The organism is Bradyrhizobium sp. AC87j1 (assembly GCF_002936975.1).
Classification (GTDB): Bacteria; Pseudomonadota; Alphaproteobacteria; order Rhizobiales; family Xanthobacteraceae; genus Bradyrhizobium; species Bradyrhizobium shewense.
The window spans coordinates 17,745-37,223 of the sequence record NZ_PTFE01000016.1; the positions used below are offsets into that span (position 1 = coordinate 17,745).

Genomic DNA, 19,479 nt, shown 5'->3' on the forward strand with positions numbered 1-19,479 from the left:
CCATGTTACCTATGTATCAAGGAAAGCGCTGGGAGTTTGTTCGGTCGAACATCGAAGAAGCCATTGCCTCGAGCCGATTTCGGCCAGGCGAAAAACTTCCAAACGACGTAGAGCTTGCTCTCGAATATGGTGTCAACCGGCACACCGTAAGATACGCCATTCGGGCACTCGAGCAGGAGGGACTGCTCCGTGTCGAGCAGGGGAGAGGCACTTTTGTTGTCGAACATCCAATGCCCTATCTTCTCTCGCCTCAAACCCGGCTGACCGATAATCTCATTTCGCAAGGCCGCCTGGCGCGTCGTAAGATCCTGTTTGCTGCAACGATAAAAGCAGACGAACGGCTCGCCGGCTACCTCGACTTGCAAGCCCGTGACGATGTGCTGCGCATCGACACGCTGAGCTATCAGGACGAGATCCCTATCGTCATTGCGCATAGCTACTTCCCGGCGAAACGCACTCCCGGACTGCTGGACAAATTCTCTGGCGCCAACTCGATCTCGACAGCTCTCAGGCGCATTGGAATTGATGACTACTCGCAGCAATGGGTGACGATAAGTGCGCGTCTGCCCTCTGCGCAGGAGGCGCGCCTGCTTGAGATGTCCACTTCGGCGCCGGTCTTCGTCAAAGAGAGCCTTGATTGCTCCGGCCGTATTCCGATCAAATTTGGCGAGAATGTACTTTGCGCGCCAAGAATCAGCTTCAGATTCGATTTCAAGGAGATAAGTTCCGCGGAGCAGTCGCTTGTAGGAAAACCTCGATCCGGAAAAGCGCAAGCGAGGAAATCGAAATCATCTGCCTCTTTGAAGGTCTAGGCACGTCCCATTCCTGCGGTCAAAGCGGCTGGGGGCGAAATAACTGTTTCGCTACCACCATCGCTTGTGGGTGTGTTTCACACTTCATGCCGGGACGAGTCGCTCGCGTTTTGCTGAGGCAACAGGCGGCCGCGTTGGTTGCGGCCCCCCGTCAGCGCGGGTCTTGGCATCGTGACGCGGCTGGTGTCAGAGGCAGCCGCGCAGGTTGTGAGGAGGCTTAGCGTCAAACCTTCCGTGATCGTCGTGAACCTCACCCCGAGGCAGTAGGATCAGACGTATCGGCTCTTGCGAAGATGCGCTCGGCGGTGCGCAAATCTTCCGCATCATCGATTTCGTACCACCTGAGATCGCCGCATCTCACGGCGGCAAGCTGCAGGCCTTGTCTTTCCACGAGATAGGAAAGAAGCTCCTCGGTGTAGGCCTGGGTAGCTCCGGCCTTAATCATATCGTCTAGGGCCGGAATGACCTCCGTCCGCAGAGTAGACGCGGACAGCCGTAACAGATTCATCGTCTTGTAAAGAGGTGGGTCAGCCGCGCTGAGATTTCTCGCTGTTTGTTTCAAACGAAATTCTGAAATGAAACCAAGATTGGACAACAGGACCGCTGATCCCTGCATCAGCTCATCGAAGGGAGCGACAGCAGCCGCGTCGGGCGCTTCACTGATGAGCAGCTGCCGCAATACATTTTCCTCGAAGAAGACGTCGCCCTCAAGAAGGAAGTGGTCCCCGGAAACGAGCGCGTCACGCGCCAACCAGAGCGAATAGGCGCTCCCAGTGCGGTCGTAAACAGGGGATTCGACGTATTTGATTGCAACACCGCCAAACCGATTGCCGCAAGCTTCTCGGATCGCCTCTTTGCGATACCCGACAACAATCGTCACCTGTTCCACGCCGACGCGCCCAAGGTTATGTAGCGCGTTGTGCAGGATGGGAGTGCCATGGATTTGGAGGAGAGGTTTCGGGTTTAGATCCGTTAGCGGCCGCAGTCGAGAGCCCACTCCAGCGGCGAGAATGAGAGCATGCTTGGGAGCATTCAGAGGCATTTCATTCGCCTTCTTCATCCCGAGTGTCGCTCCGCTAGCATCGTGAACGCCTCTGTTCAGTGTTACGTGCCGCAGACTTGTCCGACCACCTCAGATATTGAAGCGGGTATGTGGAATTGTCATCAACGCATACACCTGCTGTGTGTGCTTCCTTAAGCGGCAGGAACAGATGTTTAGCCATGTCCGGAGCTGTCCAGGATGTTAGGTCGCGGCCTTGCTGGGTGACACTGGAGCGAGACGGACGAGAGGCCAGGGGCGCATTGGGCGGTTTTGAAGAAAGGAAGCTCTAAGTGCCAACCCTGCTGACATGGACTAGTTGGGCTGCAGATACTGCTTTTCGGCCACGGCGAGTTCGTCATACCTCAGGAGCTCGAATATCTCACTTAGCGGCGCGATATTAGATTCAATGCTCGCAACGCTCTCTTGAGCTGCGATGCTTTCGCAGATGCGCCGCATTGCAGCTGCCGCAGCTCGCATGGAGTGATTGGCCCAGACGACTGTGGAGATTCGCGCATCGCGATAGGCAGAGACTGGCGTTCGAAAGTACGTCGTCGGAACAATCACGACAGGGAGCCGGTTCCGCCACTCGATGACGAACGAAAGCATCTCGTCCGCGGTACTCTTTCGCGAGTGAATCAAGATTGCATCGGCTCCCGCGTCGGCATAAGCGTGAGCACGCAAGATAGCTTCGTTCAATCCGTGCCCGGCGATCAGCGCTTCGATCCTGGCCACGAGAACAAGATTATCGGCGACTGCATCCTTCACAGCCCGCAGACGGCCTGAGAATTCATCGATATCGGCGAGCGGATGCCGTTCACCAATGAGCGAGTTGAGCTTCGGAAAGCAGCTGTCCTCAAGCGAGACGCCCGCCGCGCCAGCCTGATGTAGTTTGCGTGCGAGGAGGCGAGCATTGTTGAAATTGCCGAAGCCGCCGTCTCCGTCAACGAGCACAGGTAGCTCAGTTGAGTCCACTATGCGTTCGACGCTCTGGACGAGCTGGGTCCATGAAGCTTCATTGGCATCGCGATAGCCGAGCGAGCTGGCAATCGACAGGCCAGAGGCCCAGAGCGCCTTGAATCCTGAGCGCTGGGCGATTGTAGCGGACAGGCCATCATGCGCTTCCATCAGAAACGAGAGCTCATCATTCGAGCAGACCTGGGCGCGAAGCATTTCGACTGGCCACTGCCTTGCGCATTGACGACCTGCGGTAGGCCGAACGGATTGTGGTTGATACTGCATGCCTAAATCCTGGAAGCAGATCCTCGATTGGCGCCAACGTCACTGCTCATATCGTTTCGGCGTGATGCCGATCAATGACCAGCATTGGTAGTTTATTGGGACGCAAAGGCTTGCATGATCGCATAGGATTCGCGCCGAACGCAAAGCTTTCGCTATGATTTGATTGGCGTCGTGCCTAAAGGCTGGAAAGAAGGGCTTTGGATGCAGATGAATGACCTTGGTTCGCGAGCCAGGTGCTACGGCCCCCAGAGAGAATTCGCCCACTCCTTGGCGGGGGAGGAGTGCTTGGTGAAACGGTGATATCCGGCTCACATAGATTTCGACGCTAATATCGACAGCCACGATTGTCGTAATGCTGCTGTCGGATTTACGACAATGTCGAAAGCCCCGTCGATAGGGCTGCAGTAGGATGGCAGCCTCGCGCGAATGGAGCGCAATCGCCGAAGAACTTGTCCTGCTTCGCTGATAGTTTACGGGCGCCACTGAGTGGTATGGCATTTGCTGATGCCTCTCCTCGACTCCAGGAGAAAATCATGGCGGATGTGCAAGAGGTTGTGCTGTCGGAACGTGAAAGACAGTGCTTGCGATGGGTCGAGGAGGGGAAGTCATCCTGGGCCATCGGAGTCATCCTGAAAGTGAGCGAGAACACCGTCAACTTTCACGTCAAGAATGCGATGCGAAAGCTGGAAACGACCAGCCGTACCCAGTGCGTCGTCAAGGCGCGGCGTCTGCGTCTTATTGAGTAACGGCCGCGGTTCCGTTGCCGCTGATGCAGATCTAGCGAAATGTAAGGGGCGACTGTGGGTTGCTCCGGCGGAATGCGAACGAATTACGCGTCCGCAGCTGTATAGCCATAATACAGCTGCTGTTACTATGAACAAGGCGTGCTTCGATTTCGTCGCATATCGGCACTGCGGGGCGCGGCGGACCACTAGGCGAGGTGAGATCATCGGCGCTTAACACTGTTGAAAGCTCGATGGCCGGTCGGATCCCAATGTCAACGTTGTGGTCGTTCCGTCCCCCTGCTGCGGACGCGCCGGTTGTATACCTGTCGCAAATTGATGTGTGGTGATCGTAGCGGCTTTGGTGCTGAAGTCGTGGTCATCGGCGGCGTACACGGTGTGGGCCGGGCAGAAAGGCGGCAATAATAGTCCGTAAGCGGATTTCCAAAAGTGCAGCTGCTGGTAGACGCTGCACGATACTCTAGCGCTCTGCGTGCTCAACCATGTTCGGGCGATCCTCACGAAGCTTAGCTAGCTCAATGAACTGCGTTTTTCCGGAACACCAATGCGAAGGGTGCGTTCTTCGATGGTCTAGCGGATTCGAGCCATGAGCTGAATATGTTTGCGGCGGACGTCGCGATGCGGGTGTCTCTGAGTATCGCTGCGAATGAGATGGCGTTAGGCTCGCGAACGCATTCCATCTCAAGATAGCCCAATGCAGATGAAACCGACTAGTTCGTTGAGTTGTGCGCCATGCTGGCGTAATGAAGCGCGTGCCAGATAGAACAGTCGTATCCGGTCGTACTTAACCACCTCCCAGCGTGAGACGAATTTCGTCGCGAGATGACCATTCCGCGCAGGAAATCCTCGAGGGTGAAATATACGACGAAATCTTCCGTGACAAAGGCCAAACTTGATGGGGTCGCTATCAAAGTAGGGATCAGGGGCCTTGCCGCCGGGCCTCTGCGGCGGGCAAGGAGCGAAGCCGCAAAGTCGGCCTTTCGGATGAGAGGTCCGGGCCTTCGTTATTTGACAAAGATGTAAGCCAAAGCGAAGCCGAGGCGCAATCGAGCCGTGCCGCGTGATAAATTCGTTGCGGAAACGGGATCTTGATTGAGGCCAGCCAGCTACTCGCCCGCTGGCGAGGGCGCACCACGGCGCCGCATTGTTAGCGCGGCCGGCAGAGCATTGCGCCGACCATATCGGAGGTATCCTCCTGACGGTATGAACAGGGGCATGTCATGGAAGCGGACCGTATCACCGCGCAGGGCGACAACCTGATAGAGCGAAGGCTGTGAGCCGCGGCAGTTTGATAGAAGAAGCTTCTCTGCAGGTTACTACCTTGTATTCGGATGCGCGCTAATGCGCCGGGGGCGGACCGCGCCAGGATCCCTATGATGGCCGTCTATATCGTAACGTCGGAAGGCCGGAGCGGGCGGCCGATGTTGGCGAACAAGATCTACAACATCCAGAGAACTGACCACTCCATAGACTCGTCAATGCGCGCTGACGCCATTCTAATGGTGCCGATCAGGACGGTTACCTCGCCACAGCGCCCGAGTCTTCCTAGCGTCGAGGTCCATTGTGCGTCGCCGCCTATGGCAACAACGCTCGGCGTGTACTCATCAAGTCGATGAAGCCAAACGTCGTCTTGCCTTAATCCGACATCTCCTCCGCCATGACCGCCTCGAAGTCCTGGATGGATGCAGCAATCCGACCATTTTGCTAGGCCGGTCAGCTTTCCGAAAGCTAGACCTATCATCCTGGGGAAGTGGAGATATCTCGGGGCTGATCTGCGACTGCACCAAACGTAAACATCGTCAGAACGGAGTTGCGAGATGGTTCGAATCCAAGAAGCGCTCGATACGGCAACCTTAGACACCGGCAGCACATCAGCAGCCATTGGGCAAGATGAAGCCATAGGCCAGGCCGACTTTGACCAGCACCTGGACGAGAGACCTCATGAGCAACAAGCTAGTGCAGGTCCTTCCAATCCTAGTGTATCGGACGAGGTAGAGGATCGCCTTGATATCGTCAACCAGCAACCCGATTTGAAGCTTGTCGTCATTTCGAACCGCATTGCACCCTTCGACCCCAATAAACCCCAGACCGGCGGGCTCACCGCGGCCCTCGAACCGGTCGTGGAACGTTCCGGCGCGGTTTGGATAGGCTCTTCGGAGACCCGCGGCGATGGGACCGAGCGGCCCCTGCCACTGGTGCCAACTGGTGCAGGCCACGTCGCCAGGCTCGATCTGCCGGCCGCAGACCATCCTGGCTACTATCGAGGTTATTCGAATTCAACGCTGTGGCCAGCATTGCACTCCCTGCCGGACCGGATGTCGGGCTCGGAAGAGGATTATGCCAGCTATCGAAGGATCAACGACTTCATCGCGCGCGCGGCTTTCGACGTACGAGATCGAGACGCATTCTGGGTGCATGATTATCATCTGCTCCCGCTTGGGGCTGATCTGCATGACCTCGGCATTGAGCGGCCAACAGGCTTTTTCCTCCATACGCCATGGCTCACGCCCGACATGATAGAGTGCGTACCCAACCATCGCGAACTGATGAAATCGATGCTGAAGTACGATCTGCTCGGCTTTCAGACGAACCGGGATCTGAACAATTTCCTAGCCTGCCTGCGAACCCATTTCGGGCTGGAGAGCAGGGATGGCGTTGTGACCACGGAACGTGGCCAGACGCGACTTCAAAAGTTCCCAATCGGTATCGATCCCAAGCAGTTCGCAGAGTATCTTGCAGCAGACCTCTCTCCCGCAGAGCAAGAAAAAGTCTCGTCATTATTGCAAAACTTCCAAGGCGCCAAGTTTGCCATCGGCGTAGACCGGCTCGACTACACGAAAGGCATCGATAAACGGGTCGAAGCGTTTAATCAGCTTTACACGAAGGAGCCGCAGAGCATCTCGCTGTTACAGATCGCCCCGTCCTCGCGCGCCGACGTCGAAGAGTATCAGAATTACAAGGAGGACGTGGAGAATGCGATCAACCACGTCAATGCCGAGCATGGCACAGACGAGTGGAGGCCGATCCACTACACGAATGACTCGTTCAGCCAGGCTGCACTCGCGCGTCTTTACCGCGCGGCAAAGGTAGGTGTCGTCACGCCGCTGCGGGACGGCATGAATCTGGTAGCGAAAGAATATGTTGCTGCACAAGATCCGCAGGATCCGGGCGTTCTGGTGTTATCGAAGTTTGCGGGGGCGGCTGAAGACTTCAACGAAGACGAGGCGCTGCTGGTGGATCCAACCCATCCTGACGAGATCGAGGCTGCGATTTCTAAGGCCGCCCATATGCCGCTTGAGGAGCGCGTCAAGCGCTGGCGGTCAATGATGGACAAGCTTGAATCCTATACCATCCACGACTGGTCGGCTGACTACGTCCGGGAGCTGGACAAAAGCCGTGTCACCGTTCCGGCTGATCAGTGCCTCAATCTCGGTCGCGGCTGGACCAACGAGGCTCTGATGCCGCTGTATCGGAACCATGCCGAGGCGCTTGCCACCTATAATGAGATCGACCCCGCGGATGTCGCCCTGAAGGAGGCTGCCTGTGCAGACGAGAAGAAGGCCTATGAGGAGCTAGAGGCCCGACTGATGCACACACAGGGCAGACTCTGGGATCTGCCGATACCCACAGCCTTCGGCGGTCGTCCCGAAGAAGAGCCCGGTGCCGGGTAGGACTGAGAAGACGAGGAGCACAGCGCGACAGGACTAAGCTATTCCGCAGCAGCACAGAGGAACAATCCAGATCTTTAGCGCTGACGCGGTGCTTGCAGGTTGCGCAAGCTTAGATGATGACCGGGAGTGCTGAAGGAGCTGCATCAAGGTATCACGTGAGTGATCCATAATGGAACGGGAGGTGTGCAGCCAACGCGTTGTTCCGTACCCGTAAACGACGCTTCTGCAAGTGGCGCACCAGCGCGCTCTTGGTCGTTCCGCGCCGGAAAGTGGCAGCTGCCTGTTGCAATGAAAGGGCCGCAACAGGAGCGTTAGAACAGTCAGCAGTATGGCGCTCACTCCGCTCGCGCCTGCCAAGCTGCTACGCTAGCAACGGGCATTCTCGATCGACATTTCGCCCTTCGTCCTTCGCGTGGTACGCCTTCGATGAAGGACCACGGGCTTGTGCGCCCTTTGCCGCCGGTAAATTCGGGATCATTGAGCCTGACCCTAGCGACCATAAGAAGTGCTGATGACAGCTTCGTTTAGTCATCTTATCGAAAGACGGAACCTGACCCGGCGCGTGAACCCGTTTGGCTAGCGGCTCGACCTCAAGACGCTACTTTGATCTATAGTCGATGCCTCTGCTCTCATCGTTCTTGAGTGCAATCCCCTGAGCAACGCGCTGTTCTTTGTCATGATGACCCCGTTGACAAGTCTGCCAAATGAACTCGCTCGAAGGAATCTACCTCATATCTAGAGGCAGGCGTTGTGATTGGAGGCGGGGCGTGTTCCGTTCTTGGCCGCTGAAACCGAAAAACCGGTGGTGAACGGACTCTCCAGCTTGACATGCTGTCGGTGTCTGCTTGTCAACCAGTGTTGGGAAGCGGACATGGTGCTGCTACAGCCGGAGCGGCGGAAACTTGCGACTCGCAACTTGCAGTGAGCAGCGCATGACATAGCGCAAGCCGCGCTATGTCATGCGCTTGCGCGCTTTCCGCCGCTTCTGCTTGACGCGCCAGGGCCCGCGAGCGTGGCCGCTCGACCTCAGCCGGAGCAAATCCATGAAGACATCACTCCTCTCCGCCTCGCTGCGCTTGATTGCCTGCTTCACCTCCACGATGCTTTTACAGGAGCGAACAGATGCCGCGGTGACTGATGACCCATTCCTTTGGCTCGAGGAGATCGAAGGGCCAGGCGCGTTGGCTTGGGCTCGCGCCGAGAACGAGAAGACGCTTGGCGTGCTTCGGTCAGATCCTCGCTATCGGCGCTTCTACGAACAGGCGCTCCCCTTCCTGCAGGCGCGCGGTTTGGGGCATTTCTGGCAAGACGAGAACCAGGTGCGCGGCGTCCGGCGGCGCACCACGCGTGAGAGCGATCGTAGCCAAGACCCAAAGTGGCAAGCCATCCTCAACGTGGACGCCTTGGCTGCCGCCGAAAACAGAAACTGGGTCTTTCAAGGTAGCAGCTGCTTTCCGCCTGAAGAGGGCCTCTGCCTGATTAGTCTTTCCGATGGCGGCAAGGATGCCGTGTCCGTACGAGAGTTCGAGCGCCTCGCCAAGACCTTCGTTGCGGACGGCTCTTATTTTCCAGAGGGCAAGCAGGACGTCAGCTGGGTCGATGGTGACACACTTCTTGTTACACGGGACTGGGGCGAGCGGGCGCGCGACGGGTGAAGCGAAGGTCAAAACGTCATCTGGGCTGAAGCCTTGAGACGAAACTGTCGTCGACGTCAGGATTCTTGTCGCTTGCAGGATGCGGCCGCAGCTAGACCGCGCGATAAAAGAATGAGCGCGTGACCAGCGCAGCGACGCTGGGTGTCTCTTGCCGACCGTCTTGATAGCAGGGAGACTCTTCGCTAGATCACAACGGTTCACTATGGAGATGCCGCCGTGGCAATGGGTATTGTGAAGTGGTTCAACTCGACCAAAGGTTATGGGTTCATCAGGCCTGAGGACGGAGGTCCAGATGTCTTCGTGCACATCAGTGCCGTCGAAAAGGCCGGTTACACCACTCTCGAAGAGGGGGCCCGGGTAAGTTATCAGCTCACGGCGGGGCGTTCGGGTAAGATGTCAGCCGAGGATCTCCGAGTTGGATGATCCGACTCGTCTTGGGAAACTGCTCTCTCAAAGCGTGTTCTCGTACCTGTCCGGCGATGCCTTGTCACGGCGCGCCGGCATTCGGCCTTGCGACCGTCGCTTCCAGCCATGAGGCTGTCTCACAAACCGCTGACAGCCTTGGTCTCCTGAGGCCGTCGACCGGTCACTGCCGTCAGAGTTACAGGAGTTGCAGCCCGGTCGCAGTGTGGGCGTGGCAAGATATTCCTGCCCGCGGGCCACAAACGGTCCGAACCGTACACTCGCGACCAAATGCGGGGAAGTGCACGCCAGCCGGGCTGGTGCTCCCCTGTCCAGGCGTGATGCATGTAGTTCATGAAGGTGCTCGCAAAACCGGGCTCGTCCGTTATCGACCATACTGGCCGGCTGCGCTGCGGCTGCAGGCTTTTCTGTTACGCTGATGCGTGAGCCTCCGAGGGTCCGTGTAAACAAAACCGGATTGGCTTGATGAGGCGAGGCGAGGTCAAATCCCGGGTGCCCTTCACCGGGCCGATCGCATGGCGCGGTTGGCCGTACACGCGCCGGATCTGAATATCTTTTCGGCGAATTTTGTATTTCGCGATGCTCTCGGCTGGGAAATTGCGCAAGACGGGCGGCAATTCCTGTCTGCGACCGCAAAGGCCGTCGCCGGTCAAAGAGAGGCCCTGATCAACCATCTATTTCTCGTCCAGCGAAGTCGCTGATGCTGCAAAATTGCTTATTCCTGCGCAGTTGCCGTCAGAGGCCGCGGCGACGCTGGAACGGCTGGTCCAATCGACGCACAGCGTGACGCAGCAGTCGCCTCGACCGCCACTCCGGCTGCGAGGCGAGCGCGGCACTTAACTCAGGTAAAGTTTTATTGTTCTCAGAGGGCATCGATCAAATCGACAGCGATTGTTGATGGGCCCGGAATGATTGTCTTTCCGAGCTGAGAAAGCGTGCGCGCAATCGTCGCTAGATAAGGTCGTAATCAGATTTGTTCAGCTGTCACTGTGCTGCGCCTGTGCGGTATCGCAGCACGCGATGGTCTTTGGGGCGAGCGCAGGCGCTGTTGCGCTCGCGCGCCCATGCTGTTGATCAAGATCGGGTTTCCACTCTTACGCTCGCTGATGGGTATGGTCCCGCCATACCCAATGGCATCGACGCACAGTTCTGGCGCCGATGTCTTTACTCGCGAGCCGGCGTCGGATGTGTCGAGACGAATCTGGAGCTTGGCTTTTGTAGACCTTTCAATCGAACTTATAAGAGGCCTGGAAGAACGTACCCCAGCGCTCCATGCTGTACTTCCCAAATACGGACGGATCACCAATGCAGCCGCTGCTGCTGCACAGAGAGTCGCCCCGTTTTTTGGTCCACATGGCCCAATAGCGGCCTCCGACCCCGACGCTGATGTTCTGGGTGAGGAAGTAGGACAACACGCCCTCAATCTGGACTCCCCGACCACCACTGCCACGTTGTTCAATGAAGGTGGTCTCGTCGCGCAGGAGGTGATTATCCCGCCCGATGAAATAGGTCCACGACAGGTAAGCGACATCAGCGTTCAGACGCCAACGCTCGCTCAGCATGGTTTCGGCGCTCAAGCCGATTCGAGGCGCATTCCATTGCGTATCCTCGCTGCCAACGATCCTGTTGTCACCCGGCTTAAGACATCGATTAAGCGGATTAGCGAACTCGACACAACCGATCGTGTCCGAGCTCTGGCCGTAGTACGTCCAGCCTAGAAATCCCCCGATCGTGTAATTCGTGTCGCGCAGGAAATCGTAACCGACGTCGGCCGTGTAATATGTGAACCTTCCGTTCGACTGACGTGAAAGGGTGTTCTGGTACGACCGTCCCTTGTGTGGCAGCCAATCTTCATCGTTCATCTTCCCTTTGTTGAAGCCCCCGATACCCAGATTGCTCTTCAGGAACACTCCCCACGGGCTGTCGACACGGCCGAATAACTCCACGGAAAGTCCGTCCAGTCCATGATAAGTGAGCCTCGATACCAGTATGCTGGGGTCTTCAGGCCGGCCATACGGAAATGCGCTGTGATCCCACTGGAATCGTCCCCGGCTCAGCCAGAGCCGCGAGCCGCCTTCGAAGGACCAGCCGGGCGCGTAGAAAATGGGCGGTACGCTGCGGGCTGATTTCGCATAGCGCGGCGCGCCGGACCATTGTGCGGCCTCTGGGTCCACACCAAAGTGGTAGTTCAGGCCAATCTTTCCGATGTGATAGTTGCTGGTCAGGCTGGTTGTGTCCGCCGGCAGAATCGCAAACGGAGGCAACTGCACTGTCGAGGCCGTCGCGACACTCGGCCCATTAAAATGCAGATAGTCATATTCCAGGTTCACCGACCATGCAGGCGTTAGGGCTTGCTCGACGCCCAGCCCGATGATGCCACCGACCCGACCATAGTCGAAATGGGTTTTTCTCCTGTGGCAAGCCGCGGCCTTCAAAGTTGTTGACGACATCGCCCCGATTGTTTTGCCAGGCTAGGCCTGCCTTGAGATAGGCCAGCGTGTGTCCGAGCGCGCCAAAGGCGTAACCGACGCGACCGGTCCCGGTGGCAAAGAGGCTCGGACCTGCCTTGCAATTTGCACTCACAACCAAGCCCGAAGGGGCGAGGCATGTATTTGTGCCCTCGGAGACCGCACCGCTCGCATCCAGCTCGATGCCAAACACCCAGCTGTTGTTCTGCCAGTTGTAACCGATCTGGCCACCTGCAAGGAAAGCCGGGGTATCGACGATGCCGCCATAGATTGATGGACCGTGTGGATTGCTGAAGGAGGTGCGGCCGTACCCACCGCCGGCGTGCCCGCCAATATAGCCTCCAGACCAGTTCCACACCGCCTGTGGCAGTTTAAGTTGTGGCTCAAGGTCCGCCGGCTTGGCTGCGCTGCTTGCGACGAGCGCAATTGTTGCCGCACCGCAAAAAATAGTTCTCGATCGCATCAAAGTTTGTCCTGCACTTCCCGGTTCACGACCTGCCTCCTCAAGTATTGCCGCACGACAAATCATCGGACAGCCAAACACGCGGTAACGCTCGCCAGGTCGTCCCGAAGATCACCGCACTACGATCGGTGATGATTTCCCGAATGGAGCAAACCGTGTGCCGATCGAATTCGTGCATTTCGCAGAATTACCAAGAGTGTCTCGCGTCAACTTCCCGACATTGGTCTCAAGGCTGACAGTCGACCTGTCCGGATGAGAGGCACGGTCGCAGCAGACCTGGTTAAAATTGCCGTCCGTTGAGAAGCAGCGGAGGGAGGCGAAAGCGCCGCACTGAGCTTATTGGACGAGGTTTCCGGGGGACACTCGATCATGAAAGAGAAGGCTTTACCCGCAGGCTTAAGAAGTGATCCGCAGGCGAGCTCATATTCGTTCGGTCCGACGGCTGTGGGCCGGTTTAGTGAGGACGGCTCGCCTGTTCCCATCCGATAAAGAGTAACGGTCGTGAAGAAAGATCCGGCTCAACGAGCAAGGACCGTCGCCGTGCAACTGGCGGCGCGAGCGGCATGTCGTCTGCTGCGCAGTACGAATGCAGATGGCGAAAACATAAATCAGCATGGTCAGTGAGCGTAGATCCGGCTCATTGCGCGAGAAGTCAGGACCGAAGGTTGCACAATATTGTCTGCCAACTGCACGAGCGGGCGGTATGAGCCCGACACATTTATCGCAATCGTCAAAACCTCTATCAGGACGCTACCTCTCATTCGCCGAACGTGAGGAGATCGCCATGAACAGGACGCTCGCGTGAACAGCGGACCTGCACTCGTCCCGAAATGGCGCTGAGGCAGTGCGCGCTGCCATTGCCGCCATGAAACTGCGGATCGCCAGGACCACAATGCCGGCAAGATGCCCCAGGCCAGCCCGAACAGATGTTGTTGAGCCAGCCGCGATGGCCGGTTCATGGCAGAGCGCAAGCACAATTTGCTCGCCCTGCAGCGGCAAAACCATGATCGGCACCCACAGAAGGATTGCAACCCATAGCCCAATGCGCTCCGAGCGCCGTACCAGAGCTCCGTCACCACATGCTTGGGCCGCGAGCGGACCCACCGCCGAGATCACACCGGCTGCGAAGGACAAGCCGACCGACGAGATCATGCCGGCAATCGCGGCTGCCGCCACTGCCTCAATACCGATATGGTCGATCCAGGCCAAATCCGTCGCCATCATCGCGATCTGTACGACCTGCGTGGGCGCGATCGGGGTGGCGCGTATTGCAGTTGCGGCGAGTTCGTCGGTGAGGTTGACGGCCAGCTACCCATTTCACCAACCGACGAGGCCGCGATGCGGGCGGTTTTTCTGCTGCCTTCCTCATGAACACGCTGCCCCGGATTGCGCGCTTCAGCTATTCTTGGGGCTCGCTGACACGATCTAATCGCTGCGATCGCGTTCGCATCATCGGCGCCATGGCCAGCGATAGCATGTTCTCACACAACAACGCACCGTTCCAAAATGGTGGGAGCATTCTGGCCGACGTCCGAAAAATCTTCTCTCTATATTGACCGCTGCCCTAGTGAGCGCTGCTATGGCCGTCGCGGGCTGCGGCTTTGACTGTCTCGTTCAAGACGTCGTTTGTTTCAAGCGCGACAACAGCACCGCCTGCAACTACGTATTGCGGGAAAACCGACATCGTTTCTTCATAAAACGCTCAATCGGCATTGGCATGCCGGTTGCCTGAAGATGTGAGGAAACCACTTGTGACTATGATGCTCGTTCAGCATCCGGTCGAGGTATTCAGATGAACTTGCCCGCTTGATCGATGGCAGAGGTCTCCTAATGCGCTTTCCAAAACGTGCGCCTGCGCCGCGAACTCTGCCATCTTCGGAACGCGCTCCGGTTTGCCGGGCAGAACCCGATTGTCGTGTAAGGGGCTCGCAACGAATGGTGGTCCTCAACAAGATGGTCCACCCCAGGGTAAAGGCGCTATACCTCAGGACGATTGTTTGCGTCACTTTTGGCCGGTGGCTCAACTGCGGGAATCTGCGAGATGCTGAGCCTGGGTTCGTGAAGCTAAGCGGCGGCCTTCAGTCGGTGCTCTGCAGATGGTCAATGAGCTGATGCACGACGATTGGGATCGTGAGAAAATACTCAGGCAACAGGACGAGCTCAAGGTCAAGCTGCTTCGCGCCCAGTCGGTTGTCGCCGAATGTAAGGCAGGATTGGCGGATCTGGAGCGGAGGCTTGAGCGTCGAGCGGTCTCATCGCTGAGCGATGAACGCCAGCGCAACTCTGCGGCAAACAATTCAATACGTAACCCAGGACCGCCCAAATCGCGAAGCGTCGATGATCCTGTTGACCAGGATGCTGCCGTGGCGTTTTCGCCTCGATCATGGGACCGCTGAAAGCTGCCGCCGCGCACGTTAACGGCGACAGGTTTTGTCACGGACCTGGCGAAGATCTTGAGACCCATGGTGTTGCGAGCCCGGCGGGCGAACTGGACAACTGGGTGCGGCCCTGCCTATAGGCTTGGCTGTTGGTTGATCGCGGTGCGTTGGCCAGGGGATGCGCGCAGAGTAGCACCACATACGGGACGTATCGCCGCGTCTTTGGCTAGAGTCTCCTGTTTCGGGGGCTGCTCACGTAGATGTCCCCCGAATGTCAAAGAGCTCTCCACCTTGAGCCAGCCAGTTCGCTCGTTTTGTCCGTCGTCAAGGCGCTCAAATTACCGGTAGACCCGTCTGGAGGGGGCGCGAGGGGCGCGTTCAAAGCACGATGGTCTGCTATGGCCGTGGGGCAAGGCATGCGAGTCACCGGCGGTCCTGACCGCGGAAGCCGACCATGCCTCATTCTCATCGCATGGATGATGAGGAGAACTGGATGGCTTTGTCCGCAAGCGATCACAATGCGATGCGAAAGAGGGCGGGTAACGGCAGTCACCTAAGTTCGTGCGGACCCAGGAAGAGGGTTCCCAGGCGAATGCGATCCGGTGCCGGCCGTAGCCTCGTCAGCTTCTCGAAAGCTTCTCCGAATACGGAAGAACCCGATCCTCGACGGGAGGCTGGCATGGACTCGCACATTTTCGGCATATCCAATGCAGCACCTCCGGCATCGGTACAGCACGCTGTTCCAGACGATCAACCGAACCAGGCGGAAGACGCCTGTTATTGGATAATGAACCTACACCGACTGAGCCGGATCAACTCGCGCAAGAGGTCGCAGGCTCGCTAGATGCACAAGCCTCTGTTATCGCTCGAGCACCCCTTTCGCCTGGGGAGCTTTGGCGACTGCTGGATGATGAATCCACAGCACCGCTGCCAGATCAGCTATTCGATCAGCACTCAAGCTCGATAGGTCCAAATGTTTTCAGTTCCGAATCTCTGCCGCTTTCTCCAGGGGAGCTTGGTCGAATGCTCGATGATCCACCGGGCGGAGTGGAGCAGTTCGCCGGCCACTTGCCGCTCATGGCCGATACCGCGGCACTCCACTTCGAGTACCTGCCATTCTCATCAGGCGAGCTTCGTGGACTGCTGAATGATGAGCTCGTGCCGTCCGGCCCGGATCAGCCGGTCGGCAATTTTCCTGTTTCGGCTGATCCAGATGCGCTTATATTTAACGAGGAGCAGATGCCACCAGGAGAGCTTCGGCGATTGCTTGAAGATGAGCCGGCATCCTCAGCGGCCGATCAACCGCCACGCCGGTTGCCCAGCGACTATTAGTGAACACGAGCCAGTGTCGCAGGCGCCCCTGAACTCGCTATCGCGACCGCTTAAATTCCCAGGAAAACCTGCGCCACATTTAACTTGTATCGAGCGTATCGCGCTGCCTTTCGGCGAACCGGCTAGGTGAACAGTCCATGTTCTCAACCCTGCAGGCGCTCGACCTCGATCTTGCCGCGTGAAAGCCGATCCGGCTCCCGCTTTCGTCCAACGACGTGTCGCTACAAATCTTGCGGCGCGCCTTCCAGGCTGAACGGCAGCTTCGGTGTCGGGTGACCCTGGGAGCTGCTGTCAGTTCTTGTAGTGCGGGTCTTTGATCGAACGCCGATGCGACGGAGCGTACGGATTGACGCGCAGTTGAGATGCCGCAAATCTGGACCTGTTGGGCGCCTAAAAACTGTGAGAACGCTGGGAAGCTGTTTGGATTTCGGACTATCGCACAACGCTTCGTCGTTTTCGCATAGGCAAGGTGCTACGGTGCGATCGCACGGTCGAGGTCTCTGCTGCGTCTTATAAATGTCATCTTGCGCGGGCCAGTGACGCGCGCGACGGCTCGATCGAGCCAGCGCGCTCAATACCAGACAAGCACGCGGCAAGGATGCGTGTGACAAAGCACGAGCAGGTCGATGATAAAGCGGTTTCGCAACTGGGCCCTATTGTCCATACTCACCTCCATGGTTGTCTGCCCCGCCGCAAAGGCGCAAGACCGCCGGACTATCGCCGAACCTGTTGCACCTCATACGGTCTGCGATCGCCCTGTGCCTTCCGGCAAGAACGATACAGTTAGCCTACAGGACGCCATTGAACATTGCCCCGCTGGGGCTGCAGTTTATCTTGGGCGCGGCGAGTTTCACTCAGGTCCACTCGAGATGAAATCGGGCGTGACCTTATGGGTCGGACGCGGTGCGACGCTGATCGCCGTTCCCGAACCTGCTGCTTACGACAAGGGCCTCAGACAATGTGGTCGCATCGCGGAAAAGGGCGACGGTTGCCGGCCATTCATCATCTTTTCTAAAACACGTGGCGGCGGCATCTACGGAGAGGGCATCATCGATGGTCAGGGCGGCGCAATTATTGGCGGCGGCGCGGAAAGCTGGTGGCAGCTAGCCCGCCGCGCCCAAGCCCAGGGCGGCAACCAGAACGCCCCGCGCTTGATCCAGATCGATCATGCGCAGGACATCACGTTCTCTGGTGTCACCTTGCGCAACGCTCCCAATTTTCATGTCGCGATGAGCCGGGTCGAAGGTGCCACGTTTTGGGGTCTCACGATCGATTCACCGGCGGATGCCCGCAACACCGACGGCATCGATGTTGGCGCGAGTCAGGATGTGACCATCACCCACAGCTTGATCCGTACGGGTGACGACAACGTCGCAATCAAGGCCGGCGATAGTGGCTCAAGCAGCCATATCTCGATCATTGATAACTATTTCGGCTGGGGGCATGGCATGTCGATCGGCAGTGAGGTGAATTCCGGGGCCAAAGACATATTGGTGCGTAATCTGACGCTGGATGGTACGACGTCTGGCCTGCGCATCAAGAGCGATGTTAGTCGAGGCGGTCTGGTCGAGAGCGTGACCTATGAGTACGTGTGCCTGAGGGGCAACAGGTGGCCCGTGGCTTTCGATACAAAGTATGATCCGCGCGCACAAGGCGCAAGGATACCGGTCTATCGGCAAATCGTTCTCCGTCATGTGTATGGCGACACCGGTGTACTGCTGATGCGCGGCGTAGACGAGGGGCATGCACTTGACGTGACACTCGAAGATGTCCGATTTGCCAATTCCGCGACTTGGCAAGTTGAACATGCGAACGTCACCGCAAAACGTTCTGACGTATCACCGCCGCTGCCCGGACGAGCTGCAGAACCGCTGCTGCGCGGATCGGAGGTATGTTCCAGGGCATTCCGCGACGGCAATCGGTAAGCACTCCATTCGGCGCCGAACTCGGGTGCTGAGTTCCGCATCTGGGGCAAGATGACCGGTGTTGAAGAAGGTCAGCCTCACGCCCCGAGTTGGTTGCAATTGCCCGACGGTTTGCAGAGCCGGGAATGTGAAGATGACGTGCAGGTTCTGATTTCGACGCGAAAAATGTGTTTGACCATGCGCGGCGGCTATCCCGCGGCGGCACCTTATATCGACTGCGTCGAACGTGCCGCGGACTCAACGAAGAGTGAGATCACATGCGAAGTTTCGTGCCGTCTGCGCTTCTGGGCGGATGTTTATGCATCTCGGCAGCGCACGCTCAGCCACTATGGGTGTCGCATGCCGGAAATGCAGACTATCACTCCGTGCAGCAAGCCATCGACGCGTTGCCGGCGGAAGGCGGAAATGTCCGGATCGCGCCGGGCGTCTATCGCGAGAAGGTTAAAATCTCAAAATCCGGTATTCATCTCTCAGGGACTGGTAGCAATCCGGAGGATACCGTCATTGTGTACGGCGACGGCGCGATCAATGTAGGAGGAAGCGCCCACTCGGCGACGCTGAGTGCCACTGGCGATGACTTCCGGCTCGAGAATCTGACCATACAGAACGACTACGCCCTCAATCCGGCCAATCCACCCTCGCAAGCGGTTGCACTGTCCCTTACCGGAGACAAGGACATCGTTACGCGCGTCCGTCTGCTCGGCGCCCAGGACACGCTGTTTGCCGGCAAGGGTCCAAACGGCAGAATGTCACGCCAATACTTCTCGAACTGCTACATCGAAGGGCATGTCGATTTCGTATTTGGCAACGCCAAGGCCTGGTTCCGGCAATGTGAGTTGCACGGCATCTCTAATCAAGCGGTCGTCTTTACCGCACAGAGCAAGGCAGCTCCTGATGAGGACAGCGGCTATGTTTTTGATCATTGCAGCCTAAGCGCCGACCCTGCCGCGCGCGATATCGCGCTTGGTCGCCCCTGGCGGCCCTACGCCACAGTGGTCTTCCTATCGACAAAGATGGATGCGCAGGTCGTTGCGGAAGGCTGGCGAGAATGGGCTCCCGGCAAGACCAACTCCTTGAGCACGAGCTATTATGCCGAATATAGATCCTTCGGGGCCGGGGCTAACCCCTCAGGCCGCGAACCTCATTCCCATCAACTGACCGATAGCGAAGCCTCGAGATGGTCGCTAAGAGTGTTCTTCGGAGGTGCCACAGATTGGCTGCCAACGGAACGACATCGAGGGAACACAAAGCGACACTGACGGTGAGGAAACGACGGTGCTTCTTGGATAAATGACGGAGGAGAGCGGATAGACGCGGCGTGCTGTCCC

The 19,479-nt window shown here is 57.8% G+C and carries 16 protein-coding genes; 10 read left to right on the forward strand and 6 right to left on the reverse strand.

The features are described from left to right. The first annotated feature begins 11 nt into the window (after positions 1 to 11). Complete coding sequence (gene phnF, locus CV770_RS11285; RefSeq protein ID WP_104462388.1) at positions 12 to 812, forward strand: phosphonate metabolism transcriptional regulator PhnF; 801 nt, start codon at positions 12 to 14, stop codon at positions 810 to 812. A gap of 250 nt (positions 813 to 1,062) precedes the next feature. Here the strand turns inward: phnF and CV770_RS11290 are convergent, their stop codons facing one another. Beyond that, positions 1,063 to 1,854 (reverse strand): phosphocholine cytidylyltransferase family protein, encoded by a 792-nt coding sequence (locus CV770_RS11290; RefSeq protein ID WP_104462389.1) that lies wholly within the window; start codon positions 1,852 to 1,854, stop codon positions 1,063 to 1,065. 312 nt (positions 1,855 to 2,166) lie between these two features. Next, on the reverse strand, positions 2,167 to 3,024 hold the full coding sequence (gene aepX, locus CV770_RS11295; RefSeq protein ID WP_104462390.1) for a phosphoenolpyruvate mutase: 858 nt from the start codon (positions 3,022 to 3,024) through the stop codon (positions 2,167 to 2,169). A gap of 602 nt (positions 3,025 to 3,626) precedes the next feature. On the opposite strand from aepX, the gene CV770_RS11300 reads away from it, so the two are divergent. From CV770_RS11300 to CV770_RS11315, 5 genes are all read left to right on the forward strand, one after another. Next, positions 3,627 to 3,839: a response regulator transcription factor gene (locus CV770_RS11300; protein ID WP_018321443.1), complete on the forward strand. Its 213-nt coding sequence runs from the start codon at positions 3,627 to 3,629 to the stop codon at positions 3,837 to 3,839. Positions 3,840 to 4,058: 219 nt separating this feature from the next. Continuing rightward, complete coding sequence (locus tag CV770_RS44215; protein ID WP_502693595.1) at positions 4,059 to 4,241, forward strand: hypothetical protein; 183 nt, start codon at positions 4,059 to 4,061, stop codon at positions 4,239 to 4,241. 1,412 nt (positions 4,242 to 5,653) lie between these two features. Then, positions 5,654 to 7,507 (forward strand): alpha,alpha-trehalose-phosphate synthase (UDP-forming), encoded by a 1,854-nt coding sequence (locus CV770_RS11305; protein ID WP_245453725.1) that lies wholly within the window; start codon positions 5,654 to 5,656, stop codon positions 7,505 to 7,507. A gap of 1,043 nt (positions 7,508 to 8,550) precedes the next feature. Then, positions 8,551 to 9,162, forward strand: coding sequence for a prolyl oligopeptidase family protein (locus tag CV770_RS11310; RefSeq protein WP_104462437.1), 612 nt, complete (start codon positions 8,551 to 8,553; stop codon positions 9,160 to 9,162). A gap of 216 nt (positions 9,163 to 9,378) precedes the next feature. After that, positions 9,379 to 9,585: a cold-shock protein gene (locus tag CV770_RS11315; protein ID WP_201759801.1), complete on the forward strand. Its 207-nt coding sequence runs from the start codon at positions 9,379 to 9,381 to the stop codon at positions 9,583 to 9,585. A 410-nt stretch (positions 9,586 to 9,995) separates the two neighbouring features. On the opposite strand, the gene CV770_RS41540 is transcribed toward CV770_RS11315, so the two are convergent. The 4 genes from CV770_RS41540 to CV770_RS11330 form a co-directional block, all read right to left on the reverse strand. Continuing rightward, positions 9,996 to 10,259, reverse strand: coding sequence for a hypothetical protein (locus CV770_RS41540; protein WP_146101273.1), 264 nt, complete (start codon positions 10,257 to 10,259; stop codon positions 9,996 to 9,998). Positions 10,260 to 10,811: 552 nt separating this feature from the next. Further along, positions 10,812 to 11,915, reverse strand: coding sequence for an omptin family outer membrane protease (locus CV770_RS43230; protein WP_245453726.1), 1,104 nt, complete (start codon positions 11,913 to 11,915; stop codon positions 10,812 to 10,814). After that, a complete protein-coding gene (locus tag CV770_RS43235) occupies positions 11,899 to 12,516 on the reverse strand; it encodes an outer membrane protein (RefSeq protein ID WP_245453727.1) in 618 nt (205 codons plus the stop codon). Before CV770_RS43235 ends, CV770_RS43230 begins: the two co-directional genes overlap by 17 nt. Before the next feature lie 750 nt (positions 12,517 to 13,266). Beyond that, positions 13,267 to 13,824 (reverse strand): MATE family efflux transporter, encoded by a 558-nt coding sequence (locus tag CV770_RS11330; protein WP_349627973.1) that lies wholly within the window; start codon positions 13,822 to 13,824, stop codon positions 13,267 to 13,269. Positions 13,825 to 14,612: 788 nt separating this feature from the next. Between CV770_RS11330 and CV770_RS11335 the strand changes: the two genes are divergently transcribed. The 4 genes from CV770_RS11335 to CV770_RS11350 all read left to right on the forward strand — a co-directional run bounded on the left by CV770_RS11335 (position 14,613) and on the right by CV770_RS11350 (position 19,410). After that, entirely contained in the window at positions 14,613 to 14,912 is a 300-nt protein-coding gene (locus CV770_RS11335) for a hypothetical protein (RefSeq protein ID WP_104462394.1), read from the forward strand. A gap of 1,005 nt (positions 14,913 to 15,917) precedes the next feature. After that, positions 15,918 to 16,226 (forward strand): hypothetical protein, encoded by a 309-nt coding sequence (locus tag CV770_RS11340; RefSeq protein ID WP_104462395.1) that lies wholly within the window; start codon positions 15,918 to 15,920, stop codon positions 16,224 to 16,226. Between the two features lie 626 nt (positions 16,227 to 16,852). Then, positions 16,853 to 18,151 (forward strand): glycoside hydrolase family 28 protein, encoded by a 1,299-nt coding sequence (locus tag CV770_RS11345; protein ID WP_104462396.1) that lies wholly within the window; start codon positions 16,853 to 16,855, stop codon positions 18,149 to 18,151. Positions 18,152 to 18,408: 257 nt separating this feature from the next. Beyond that, entirely contained in the window at positions 18,409 to 19,410 is a 1,002-nt protein-coding gene (locus CV770_RS11350) for a pectinesterase family protein (RefSeq protein WP_104462397.1), read from the forward strand. The last annotated feature ends 69 nt before the right edge of the window (positions 19,411 to 19,479 follow it).